The sequence below is a fragment of the Amycolatopsis sp. NPDC041971 genome (assembly GCF_055588925.1).
On record NZ_JBVJCE010000012.1, the window covers coordinates 55,941 to 67,712 of the forward strand.

The window sequence follows — 11,772 nt, forward strand, 5'->3', positions numbered from 1 at the left end:
GGCCGACAGCAAAGGAGACACGCGCGACCGTGCAGTCGCATCCAGTCAAGCGCGTGGTGTCAGGAGCTTTGGCCGCGGCCGCGGTGATCACCGCCGTAACGGTCGCCCAGCCTGCTGCCACTGCTGCCCCAATCCCCGCCCTCCAACAGCCCCCGTCCGGTTCGGACGCTCTCGCCAAGTACCGCGACCTCGCGGCGCAGGCGGAGAAGGCCAACGAAGACCTCCTCAAGGCGAAGGACGATCTCGCCGCGAAGCAGGCTGAGCTCGACAAGGCCACGGGAGACGCCGCGGCCGCCAAGGATCTCGGCGTCAAGGCGGCCGGTGACGAGAAGACGTTCCAGGCCGAGGTGAACAAGTTCGCCGGTGCCTCCTTCACCAGCGGGATGCAGCTGAACAAGCTGTCGTCGCTGCTGTCGGGCGCGTCGACCCAGGACTTCCTGGAGCGCTCCTCGGCGCTCGAGGTCCTCGCCGCGAACAAGAACACCGCCCTGAACAACCTGAGCGGTGCCGTCGCCCAGGCGGCTGCCGCGGCGAAGCAGGCGGCTGACGCCCAGAACACGGCGACCGCCGCCCGTGACACGGCCGCCAAGCTGACCACGGACATCGAGGCACGTCAGAAGACGCTGGGCGACCAGCTCAAGGAGATCGAGCGGGCCGGCGGCAACCTGAGCGCCGCGGACCGCAACGCCCAGAAGGACAAGGGCGGCGCGTTCCCCAACCTGCCCGCTCCGGGTGCCGCCGCGGCGGCGGCCCTCTCGGCCGCGAAGAGCAAGCTCGGCAGCCCGTACGGCTGGGGCGACACCGGCCCCTCGTCGTTCGACTGCTCGGGTCTGATGCTGTGGGCGTACAAGCAGGCCGGTCTCACCCTGCCGCGGTCCAGCCGTCAGCAGGCGACCTTCGGCGCCCCGGTGGAGAGGTCGCAGCTCCAGCCGGGCGACCTGGTGTTCTACAACTCGCCGGTCTCGCACGTCGGCATGTACGTCGGCAACGGCATGATGGTGCACGCGCCGACCACCGGTGACGTCGTCAAGGTGTCGCCGCTGCAGAACAACTACGTCGGCGCCCGTCGCCCGACGGCCTGACGAAAACCCGGAAAGGGGCGGTACCGCGCGAGCGGTGCCGCCCCTTTCGCCTGCGGCGGGCCAAGTAGCCTGCAGGGGTGCTGAGGACCCTGCTGGTGACCAACGATTTCCCGCCCCGGCCAGGCGGTATCCAGAACTACCTGAACTCGCTGGCCACCCGCCTGCCCGCGGACGACCTTGTCGTCTACGCCCCGTCCTGGGAATCGAGCACCGGCTCGCACGGCGAGTTCGACGCCGCCGCCCCGTTCGAGGTGGTGCGCCATCCGACGTCGCTCATGCTGCCGACACCGGACGTGCTCAAGCGGGCGAAGGAGATCATGCGTGCCCGCGACTGCGAGGCCGTCTGGTTCGGTGCCGCCGCGCCGCTGGCGTTGCTCGGACATCCGCTGCGGGCGGCGGGCGCCCGCCGGGTGCTGGCGTCGACGCACGGCCACGAGGTCGGCTGGTCGATGCTCCCGGGTTCCCGGCAGGCGTTGCGCCGGATCGGCGACACCGTCGACGTGATCACCTACGTCAGCAAGTACACGCGCTCCCGGTTTTCGGCCGCCTTCGGCCCGATGGCGGGGCTGGAGATGCTCCCGTGCGGGGTCGACACCGCGCTTTACCGGCCGGACGCGGCCGCGGGTGAGGAGATCCGCGAGCGGCACGGTCTCGGCGACCGTCCGACGATCGTCTGCGTTTCGCGGCTGGTGCCGCGCAAGGGCCAGGACATGCTGATCAAGATCCTGCCCGAGCTTCGCAAGCGGATCCCGGACGTGGCGCTGCTGCTCGTCGGCGGCGGCCCGTACCGCAAAACGCTCACCGGGCTCGTCGACGCGCTGGGGGTAGACGACAGCGTCGTCATCACCGGATCGGTGCCGTGGAAGGAGTTGCCCGCGCACTACAACGCGGGGGACGTCTTCGCGATGCCGGCGCGGACGCGCGGAAAGGGGCTCGACGTCGAGGGCCTGGGCATCGTGTACCTGGAGGCTTCGGCGTCGGGACTGCCGGTCGTCGCCGGGAATTCCGGGGGCGCGCCGGAAACGGTGCTGGACGAGGTCACCGGGCACGTCGTCGACGGCCGTGACGAGCAGCAGTTGCGGGAGACGCTGGCCGCGTTGCTGGCGGATCCGGTGCGGGCGCGGCGGATGGGGGCCGCCGGTCGCGAATGGGTCGGCGAGAACTGGCGTTGGGACACCATGGCGGGCAGGCTTTCCGGGCTGCTCGACGGCGATCCCGTCGCGGCGGTGCGCTGAGGAGTCAGGGTTCGTAACGCGCCGGGTGTTTCGGGTCGTCGACGCGGACCACCACGTCGGACAGCGCCGCCGGGTCGACCTCCCGTTCGTAGCGCTCGTAGGCGGGAAGCGCCCACGCGTCGGGCACCCGCCGCTTGAGCGCGGCGGGCGAAAGCCACAGGTGCACGCTCAGGTCGAAAGCGAGCCCCGCGCCGAAGAGGAACTCACCGTCCAGCAGGACGACGCCGCCTTCGGGCAGCTCGACGCGTTCGGCGCGGGTGGCGCGATCACGGACCGGATCCCACAGCGACGGCAGGACCAGTCCGCTGCCGTCCTCGGCGAGCGGGTCGAGCACTTCGCGGCGCAGGGCGCCGAGGTCGAGCCAGTCGCTGTAGCGCGAGTCCGGATCCCGTTTGCCGCGTTCGAAACGCAGCGAGGCGGGGCGAACGAAGTCGTTCGCCGAGATCCGCAACGCGGCGTGGCCGGCGATCCGCAGCGGATCGACCAGGGCGTCGGCGAGCTCTGTGGTGTCGGTCGCACCGGCCGCGCCGTCGACGGCGACCGCGATCCGGCGGCGGCCGGTGATCGCCGTGATGCGTTCGGTCAGTTCCGAGACCAGCTGAGCGGGAGAAATCGGACGGTAGCGCACGGGAGAGATCCTCCACCCGGACCGATGCCTGTCGCGCGGCGCACCCGCCGGCCCGTCCGGAAGCCGAGATCGCCCTGCTGGAGAGGTTCCTCGCCCTGAGCCGGGACGCCGATCCGAAAGCCTTGCGGTGGCGGGAAAGCACCTTGGTCCACGGCCTGGAAACCCTCCCTGTGCGCCTGTGCTGACCGGGGGGTGTCGTAGGGTCGCCGGATGGACGCCGCCGAACTCCTCGCGCTCGACGCGGAACACGTCTGGCACCCGTACGGGCCAATGCCGAGCACGATCGATTCCCTGCTCGTGCGTGAGGCGAGCGGGGTCCGGCTCACCCTCGACGACGGCCGCGAACTGATCGACGGCATGTCGTCCTGGTGGGCGGCGATCCACGGCTACCGGAACCCGGTGCTGGACGCGGCGTTGGCCGAGCAGGCGGGCCGGATGAGTCACGTGATGTTCGGCGGCCTCACCCACGAACCGGCCATCAGGCTGGCGAAGACACTGGTCGACCTCGCCCCGGACGGGCTGCGGCACGTCTTCCTGTGCGATTCGGGGTCGGTGTCGGTCGAGGTCGCCGTCAAGATGTGCCTTCAGTACTGGCAATCGGTGGGGCGCAAGGAAAAGCGGCGCCTGATGACCTGGCGCGGTGGTTACCACGGCGACACGTTCACGCCGATGAGCGTCTGCGACCCCGAAGGCGGCATGCACGCGCTGTGGCGCGGGATCCTGCCGGATCAGCTGTTCCTGCCCAAGCCGCCGGGTGGTTTCGCCGACGAGCCGGATCAGGCGTACCTCGAACTGCTCGCGACCGAGATCGAACGGCACGCGGGCGAACTGGCCGCGATCATCGTCGAGCCGGTCGTGCAGGGCGCCGGTGGCATGCGGTTCCACCCGCCCGCATACCTGCGCGCGCTGCGCGAGCTCACCGAGGCCAACGACGTCCTGCTCATCTTCGACGAGATCGCCACCGGTTTCGGCCGCACCGGCGAGATGTTCGCCGCCGACCACGCCGGGGTCACGCCGGACGTCCTGTGCCTTGGCAAGGCGCTGACCGGTGGTTACCTGACGATGGCGGCGGCGTTGTGCACGCCGGAGATCGCCGACGGGATCTCGCGCGGTGAACTGCCGGTGCTGGCGCACGGCCCGACGTTCATGGCGAACCCGCTGTCCTCGGCCGTCGCCAACGCCTCACTGGGGATCCTGGCCGAAGGCGGCTGGAAGTCCGACGTCCCGCGGATCGAGGCCGCGCTGAAGACCGGGCTCGAATCGGCTCGCGAGTTGTCCTCGGTCGCCGATGTGCGGGTGCTCGGCGCCATCGGTGTGGTGGAACTGGACCATCCCGTGGACATGGCGGTGGCGACCGAGGTCCTCACGGAGAACGGGGTCTGGTTACGCCCGTTCCGGAACCTGATCTACACGATGCCGCCCTACATCTCCGAGGCGGACGACCTCGCGGCGATCACTTCCGCAATGGTCTCGGCCGCACGAAAAGCGTAAAAACGGCGAAATTCAGCACAAAGAGTGTGACCGTGGCCACAGGAAACCAAGGAGGCCACGCTCGGTACTGAGCGTGGTCATGGGTTGATCCTGGTAAGGCGAACGGGCGAGTCCGATCGGGACCCATCTCGGGCGCTTTGTCGCAAAAAGGGGTTACGTCCTAGTTCCTTGACGCACAAGCAAACCTGAGAAACCTTTGCGTAGCGGACTTTTGCGCGCCGATCGGGTTTCCTGCCCCCATGATCGACTTCGTTGGTGACGAGCACGACACCGGGCCCCCGGGCCGCCGCAATCCCGCATCGACCCTCCTGAAGAACCTTCGCCACGACCTCCCGGCTTCGGTCGTCGTCTTCCTCGTGGCGGTCCCGCTCTCGCTGGGCGTCGCACACGCCGCCGGAGCCCCCTTGCTCGCCGGACTCATCTCCGCCGTCGTCGGTGGAGTCGTCGCGAGCCTCTTCGGCGCCTCCGCCCTGCAAGTCAGCGGTCCCTCGGCCGCGCTGACCATCGTCATCGCGGAGACGATCTCGACCTTCGGCTGGGCCGCCACCTGCGCGATCACCGCCGGGGCGGGCGTGGTCCAGATCCTTTTCGGCGTCTGCCGCGTCGCCCGCGCCGCGCTGGTGATCTCGCCTGCCATCGTGCACGGCCTGCTCGCCGGGATCGGGCTGATCCTCGTCCTCGGCCAGCTGCACGTCGTACTCGGCGGGGTGGCGCAGAGTTCCACGATCGCGAACGTCCTCGCGCTGCCTGGCCGGATCATCGGGCACCACGACCAGGCCGCCCTGATCGGTGTGGTCACCGTCGGCGTCCTGCTGGCGTGGACCAGGATGCCGCCTTCGGTGCGCCGCGTCCCGGGGCCGCTCGTCGCCGTCGTGCTCGTGACCGGTCTTTCCGTCGCGGCGGGAATGGACCTGCCGCGCGTCGACCTCCCGAACGGCTTGCCGGGGCTGGGTTTCATCCCCGAGGTGCCCTCCGGGTCCTGGGCGGCGATCATCGCCGCCGTCCTCTCCATCGCGCTCATCGCCAGTCTGGAGAGCCTGCTTTCCGCCGTCGCCGTCGACAAACTGCGCGACGGGCCGCACATCGACCTCAACCGCGAACTGATCGGCCAGGGCCTGGCGAACACCGCCGCCGGATCGCTCGGCGGCTTCCCGGTCACCGGCGTCGTCGTGCGCACGATGACCAACGTCGAAGCGGGCGCGCGGACCAGGATGTCGGCGATCCTGCACAGTGTCTGGATCCTCGGCTGCTGCCTGTTCCTGGCGGGCCCGCTGCGGCTGATCCCGCTCGCCGCGCTCGCCGGTCTCCTCGTCTACGTCGGCGCCAAACTGGTCAACCTCACCAATCTCCGTGAGGTGCGCCGACACGGCGACCTGCCGGTCTACCTCGCGACCCTGCTCGGAGCGGTCGCCGTCAACCTGCTCACCGGTGTCGCCGCGGGGATCGTGGTGGCGCTCGCGCTGATGCTGCGCCGGATGCTGTTCTCCGGCATCCGCGTCGAACCGGACGGCCCGCGGATCCGCGTCGTCATCGAAGGCGCGCTCACTTTCCTTTCCGTGCCAAGGCTGACGACCATCCTGGCCGAAGTCCCCGAACGTTCCGAGGTGACGTTGGAACTGTTCGTCGACTACCTCGACCACGCCGCTTTCGACTGTTTGCGCGGCTGGCAGCGCGCGTACGAACGCGCCGGGGGAACCGTGGTCGTCGACGAGGTCGGGCATCCGTGGTTCGGACGCGGCAAGGCGGGCGTTCCGACCGTGCGCCGCGGCGTCGCGTCCCGGGTGGTGCCGCGCTGGCTCGCGCCGTGGTCGCAATGGCAGGCCGAACACCTCGAACTGCCGAGCCAGCGCGGCGGCAGTGTCCCGTTGTGCCGTGGTGCTTCGGAGTTCCAGCGGCGGACGGCGCCGCTGCTGCGGAGCACCTGGGACGGGCTGGCGAACGGGCAGCGGCCGCATACCCTGTTCATCACCTGCGGCGACGCGCGGATCGTGCCGAACCTGATCACCACCAGCGGTCCGGGAGACCTGTTCACCGTGCGGAACATCGGAAACCTCGTCCCGCACGCCGGTGCCGAAGCGGATTTCTCCGTGGGGGCGGCGATCGAGTACGCCGTCGGGCTGCTGCGGGTGCGGGAAGTGGTGGTGTGCGGTCATTCCGGCTGCGGTGCGATGAAGGCGCTGCTCGGGGACGCGCCCGCCGGGCTCACGCAACTGAGGGGCTGGCTGCGCCACGGCGAGGAAACCTTGCGGCGCAGGGAAAGGGAGGGACCGGTGCTGCTCGACGGTGCCCGTCCCGCGCACGAAAGCGATCGGCTCGCCCTGCACAACGTGGTGCAGCAACTGGAGAACCTGCGCTCGTATCCGGTCGTCGACGCGGCGCTGGCCCGTGGCGAACTCCGGCTGACGGGGATGTACTTCGACGTCGGCAAGGCGAACGTGTCCCTGCTCGACGCGGCGTCGCGGTCGTTCACCTCGGCCGCGACCCCGGTCAAGTCCTGACTCCCTCGCTGAGGTCGTGGGGGGGGGGGCGGGGTTTTAACCCCCACCCCACCCCCCCCCAACCCCACCCCCCCACCCCCTTCGCCCCGTTCCTTCGCCCCCCCCCTTCGGGTGGGGGGGTGGGGGGGGGGGGTTTTTTTTTCCCCCCCCCCCCCCCCCCCACGACCAACCCGACCCACCACCTTCCGGCGCCCTTGCCACGCCGCCGGGCCCTCACGCGCCGCCGGCCCCTCAAGGCGCCCTCACGACACCCCGGCGTTCCTACCTTGACCGGGCGGCCGACCGGTATTTCCCAGTATTCGGAAGCCAGTAAGGCCTTTCGCAACACAGAGGACATCTCCGGGCAACGAACCGGGCCGAAAGTGGGCTACGCCACCCAGTTTTAGGGTGATATTCACTCGATCAGGTGGTGCATATCGGACAATTCACCAGTTTGCTGTGGTCATGATGGTGATCATCAAAAAGCCTCTCGCCGTGCTCAAGCACGACCTGCCCGCCTCGTTGGTGGTGTTCCTCGTCGCCGTCCCGCTTTCACTCGGGATCGCTCTCGCGTCGGGGGCGCCGATCGTCGCGGGGTTGATCGCCGCCGTGGTGGGAGGTGTGGTCGCCGGAGCACTCGGCGGCTCCGCGCTTCAGGTCAGCGGTCCGGCCGCCGGTCTGACGGTGATCATGGCCGAAACCATCGCCACCTTCGGCTGGGCGACCACCTGCGCGATCACCGTCGTCGCGGGCGCGCTCCAGGTCCTGCTCGGGCTGAGCCGCATCGCCCGCGGGGCGCTCGCGATCGCGCCCGCCATCGTCCACGGCATGCTCGCCGGTATCGGCGTCACGATCGTCCTCGGCCAGCTCCATGTCGTACTGGGCGGAACGGCACAGAGTTCGGCGCTCAAGAACATCGCCGAACTGCCCGCGCAGATCGTCGGCCACCACGACACCGCCGCGTTGATCGGCGTGCTCACCATCGGCATCCTGCTGCTGTGGCCGCGGCTTCCCCGGTCCGTCCGCAAGGTGCCCGGTCCGCTCGCCGCGATCGCGCTGGTGACCGTGTTGTCCGTCGCCACCGGGATGACCCTGCCTCGCGTCAACCTGCCGGGTGACCTGCTCACCATCCGCTTCGCGCCCGAGTTCCCCGACGCGGGCTGGGGCGCGTTCGCCATCGCGGTCATCACGATCGCGCTGATCGCCAGCGTGGAAAGCCTGCTGTCCGCCGTCGCCGTCGACAAGATGCACACCGGACCGCGGTCGAACCTCGACCGCGAACTGATCGGGCAGGGTGCCGCGAACATGACCTCCGGCGCGCTGGGCGGGCTCCCGGTCACCGGCGTGATCGTCCGCAGCTCCACCAACGTCGCCGCCGGCGCCCGCACCCGGCTGTCCGCGATCCTGCACGGCGTCTGGATCCTGGTGTTCGTCGCCGCGTTCGCCGGGCTGATCCAGAACATCCCGCTCGCGGCGCTGGCGGGCCTGCTCGTCCACGTCGGCGCGAAACTGGTCAACCCCGACCACATGAAGCAGGTCTTCAAACACGGTGATCTGTGGCTGTACCTGGTGACACTCGCCGGTGTCGTCGTCTTCGACCTGCTCACCGGCGTCCTGCTCGGTATCGCGCTTTCGGTGCTGCTGATGCTGCGGCGCACGGTGTGGTCCGGGATCCGCGCCGAACGCGACGGTGACGACTGGCGCGTCGTCGTCGAAGGTGTCCTGACGTTCCTCTCGGTGCCGAGGCTCAGCCGGGTGCTCGCGACCGTGCCCAACGGCGCGAAGGTGACCCTGGAACTGGTCGTCGACTACCTCGACCACGCCGCTTTCGAAAGCCTTTCCAACTGGCAGCAGGCGCACGAACGCTCCGGCGGGCAGGTGATCGTCGACGAGATCGGGCATCCGTGGTTCGCCAACGGCAAATCCGGCGATCCCACGCTGACCAGGACGGCCGCGATGCGCTCGGTGCCGCGGTTGCTCGCGCCGTGGTCCGACTGGCAGGCCAAGGACGTCGAAGTGCCCGGACAGCGCGGCGGGCCGACGCGACGCGGGGCGACCGAGTTCCAGCGGCGCACGGCCGCGCTCATGCAACCGGCGCTCAGCAAACTGGCGGGCGGCCAGTCGCCGCACACCCTGTTCATCACCTGCGGCGACGCGCGGATCGTGCCGAACATGATCACCACGAGCGGTCCCGGCGACCTGTTCACCGTCCGCAACATCGGGAACCTGGTGCCCGCGCGGCGGGCCGACCCGTCGATGGGCGCCACCGTCGAGTTCGCCGTCGGCGTGCTGAAGGTGCGCGAGATCGTGGTCTGCGGGCATTCCGGTTGCGGCGCGATGCAGGCACTGGCCACCGGCGCCCCCGATGGCGCGCCGATGCTGGCCTCCTGGCTGCGGCACGCCGAGCCGAGCGCGCGTCGCGACGTCCCGGTGACCCTCGACGGCGAACGCCCGGACCGCCACGTCGACCGGCTGGCACTGCAGAACGTGCTGCAGCAGCTGGAGCACCTGCGCCACTACCCGCTGATCGCCGAGGCGGAGGCACGCGGAGAACTGCACCTGACCGGGATGTACTTCGACGTCGGGGCGGCGCAGGTCTACCTGTCGGACGACGAGAGCCCGGCCTTCGCGCCGGTCGGTGTCGTGACCACCGTGCCCGATCGGGAGAGCTGACGGAGCCGTTCAGCACGACTCGATCCCGACCCACTAGATTCAACGCACGTGAGCATGCTGGTCATGACCGGCACCGGTACGGGTGTCGGCAAGACGATCTCCACCGCCGCCATCGCCGCACTGGCCGCCGGTCAGGGCCGGCGCGTCGCCGTGCTGAAACCGGCGCAGACCGGGGTCGGCCCGGACGAGCCGGGTGATCTCGCCGACGTGCTCCGCCTCGCCGGTCCGGTCACCACTCGTGAGCTGCGCCGATACCCGGATCCGCTGTCGCCTGAGGCGGCGGCCAGGCTCTCCGGACTGCCGACGCTCGCCCCGAGTGAGATCGCCGCCGTGGCGAGCGACCTCGACGGCCGACACGACCTCACCCTCATCGAGGGCGCGGGCGGCCTGCTGGTCCGGTTCGACGACGGCGGGGCCACGCTCGCCGACGTCGCGTGGTCGCTCGGCGCGCTGGTCATCATCGTGGCCGAGGCCGGGCTGGGCACGCTGAACGCGACCGCGCTGACCGCCGAGGTCGCGACCAAACGCGGGCTCACCGTGGCCGGGGTGATCATCGGCTCGTGGCCGGAGGAGCCCGACCTGGCGGCGGTGTCGAACCTGCGTGACCTGCCGGTCGCCGCCGGTGCACCGCTGCTGGGCGTGCTGCCCGCCGGTCTGGGCACGGCCTCTCCCGAAGAGTTCGCCGACCGGGCGAGGGCGGGTCTCTCGCCGTGGTTCGGCGGGGAGTTCGACCCGGAATGCTTCGTCGGCCGCGCGTCGGCCCAGAAGTGACCTGCGTCGCTGTGGCCGAGGCGCCCGGTCGTGCACGATGATGTGCCTTTGCTTCACCGCCCCACCCCGAACAGGAGCCGCCCCGTGACCACAGCCCCGGAGACCGTCGACATCCTCGCCGTGGCGCGCGACCAGGTCCTCGAGCGTGGTGTCGGACTCGCCGAAGCGCAGATCCTCGAAGTCCTGCGGCTCGACGACGACCACCTGACCGACCTGCTGGCGCTGGCCCACGAGGTCCGGATGCGCTGGTGCGGCCCCGAGGTCGAGGTCGAGGGCATCATCAGTCTCAAGACCGGCGGTTGCCCCGAGGACTGCCACTTCTGCTCGCAGTCCGGTCGCTTCCCGACGCCGGTGCGCTCGGCGTGGCTGGACATCCCCGGCCTGGTCAAGGCCGCCCGCCAGACCGCCGAGACCGGCGCGACCGAGTTCTGCATCGTCGCCGCCGTCCGCGGCCCCGACAAGCGGCTGCTCTCGCAGGTCCGGGAGGGGATCAAGGCCATCCGCGAGGACGGCAACGACATCCAGATCGCCTGCTCGCTCGGCATGCTCACGCAGGAGCAGGTCGACGAACTCGTCGAAATGGGCGTGCACCGCTACAACCACAACCTGGAGACCGCGCGGTCGCATTTCGCGAACGTCGTCACCACGCACACGTGGGAAGAGCGCTGGGAGACCCTGCGCATGATCCGCGAGGCGGGCATGGAGGTCTGCTGCGGCGGCATCATCGGCATGGGGGAGAGCATCGAGCAGCGCGCCGAGTTCGCCGCGCAGCTGGCCGAGCTGAATCCGGACGAGTGCACGATGAACTTCCTCATCCCGCAGCCGGGGACGCCGTACGAGGGATACGAGGTCGTCGAGGGCAAGGACGCGCTGCGCACCGTGGCCGCGTTCCGGCTGGCGATGCCCCGTCCGCTGCTCCGCTTCTCCGGCGGCCGTGAGCTGACTTTCGGTGACCTCGGCACCAAGCAGGGCATGCTCGGCGGCATCAACGCGATCATCGTCGGCAACTATCTGACCAACCTCGGCCGCCCGGCCACCGCGGACCTGGAGATGCTCGACGAGCTGAAGATGCCGGTGAAGGCGATCAGTGACGTCCTCTGACCGACCGGCGTTCTGCGTCCATTGTGGACAGCCGTCCGACGGTGGCGCGGAACATCCCGCCTGCCACAACCCCAGAACGGCACTCGAACCGCCGCGCTACTGCACCTACTGCGCGCGGCGGATGGTCGTCCAGATCACCCCGGTCGGCTGGACGGCCCGATGCAGCCGTCACGGCTCCCTCGCCGGCTGACTTCCCGCGTTTCGTCCTCTGAATGCGGTAGTTGGCCCCGCCAACAACCCACCCCCAAGAAGAAAAACAGCGGAGGGGGGGGGGGTGGGGGGGGGCCTTGTTTGCCTCCTTCCCCAAAACCCCA

The 11,772-nt window shown here is 69.9% G+C and carries 9 protein-coding genes and 1 pseudogene; 9 read left to right on the forward strand and 1 reads right to left on the reverse strand.

Annotation, left to right across the window (positions count from 1 at the left end; genetic code table 11):
• The first annotated feature begins 29 nt into the window (after nt 1–29).
• Nucleotides 30–1,082 carry a C40 family peptidase gene (locus ACZ6DT_RS23195; RefSeq protein WP_465598769.1) on the forward strand — a complete coding sequence of 351 codons (1,053 nt, stop codon included), beginning with the start codon at nt 30–32 and terminating at the stop codon, nt 1,080–1,082.
• A 77-nt stretch (nt 1,083–1,159) separates the two neighbouring features.
• Nucleotides 1,160–2,317 carry a glycosyltransferase family 4 protein gene (locus tag ACZ6DT_RS23200; RefSeq protein ID WP_465598771.1) on the forward strand — a complete coding sequence of 386 codons (1,158 nt, stop codon included), beginning with the start codon at nt 1,160–1,162 and terminating at the stop codon, nt 2,315–2,317.
• Nucleotides 2,318–2,321: 4 nt separating this feature from the next.
• Here ACZ6DT_RS23200 and ACZ6DT_RS23205 read toward each other — a convergent pair whose 3' ends face one another.
• Nucleotides 2,322–2,945 carry a nucleoside/nucleotide kinase family protein gene (locus tag ACZ6DT_RS23205; RefSeq protein WP_465598773.1) on the reverse strand — a complete coding sequence of 208 codons (624 nt, stop codon included), beginning with the start codon at nt 2,943–2,945 and terminating at the stop codon, nt 2,322–2,324.
• 44 nt (nt 2,946–2,989) lie between these two features.
• Between ACZ6DT_RS23205 and ACZ6DT_RS23210 the strand changes: the two are divergent.
• The 7 genes and pseudogenes from ACZ6DT_RS23210 to bsaP all read left to right on the forward strand — a co-directional run.
• Nucleotides 2,990–3,130, forward strand: a pseudogene (locus ACZ6DT_RS23210) (cytochrome P450); the annotation flags it as partial.
• Nucleotides 3,131–3,155: 25 nt separating this feature from the next.
• Entirely contained in the window at nt 3,156–4,436 is a 1,281-nt protein-coding gene (locus ACZ6DT_RS23215; RefSeq protein WP_465598775.1) for an adenosylmethionine--8-amino-7-oxononanoate transaminase, read from the forward strand.
• A 239-nt stretch (nt 4,437–4,675) separates the two neighbouring features.
• Entirely contained in the window at nt 4,676–6,934 is a 2,259-nt protein-coding gene (locus tag ACZ6DT_RS23220; protein WP_465598776.1) for a bifunctional SulP family inorganic anion transporter/carbonic anhydrase, read from the forward strand.
• A gap of 444 nt (nt 6,935–7,378) precedes the next feature.
• Entirely contained in the window at nt 7,379–9,586 is a 2,208-nt protein-coding gene (locus ACZ6DT_RS23225; RefSeq protein ID WP_465598777.1) for a SulP family inorganic anion transporter, read from the forward strand.
• A 48-nt stretch (nt 9,587–9,634) separates the two neighbouring features.
• Nucleotides 9,635–10,357 (forward strand): dethiobiotin synthase, encoded by a 723-nt coding sequence (gene bioD / locus ACZ6DT_RS23230; protein WP_465598778.1) that lies wholly within the window; start codon nt 9,635–9,637, stop codon nt 10,355–10,357.
• An 84-nt stretch (nt 10,358–10,441) separates the two neighbouring features.
• A complete protein-coding gene (gene bioB, locus ACZ6DT_RS23235) occupies nt 10,442–11,458 on the forward strand; it encodes a biotin synthase BioB (RefSeq protein ID WP_465598780.1) in 1,017 nt (338 codons plus the stop codon).
• Complete coding sequence (gene bsaP / locus ACZ6DT_RS23240; protein WP_465598781.1) at nt 11,445–11,648, forward strand: biotin synthase auxiliary protein BsaP; 204 nt, start codon at nt 11,445–11,447, stop codon at nt 11,646–11,648. Before bioB ends, bsaP begins: the two co-directional genes overlap by 14 nt.
• The last annotated feature ends 124 nt before the right edge of the window (nt 11,649–11,772 follow it).

What these genes read in the sequence shown, in the direction of transcription:
- ACZ6DT_RS23225 (WP_465598777.1), top strand. Translation starts at nt 7,379, where the DNA reads ATGATGGTGATCATCAAAAAGCCTCTCGCCGTGCTCAAGCACGACCTG.
- ACZ6DT_RS23215 (WP_465598775.1), top strand. Translation starts at nt 3,156, where the DNA reads ATGGACGCCGCCGAACTCCTCGCGCTCGACGCGGAACACGTCTGGCAC.
- ACZ6DT_RS23220 (WP_465598776.1), top strand. Translation starts at nt 4,676, where the DNA reads ATGATCGACTTCGTTGGTGACGAGCACGACACCGGGCCCCCGGGCCGC.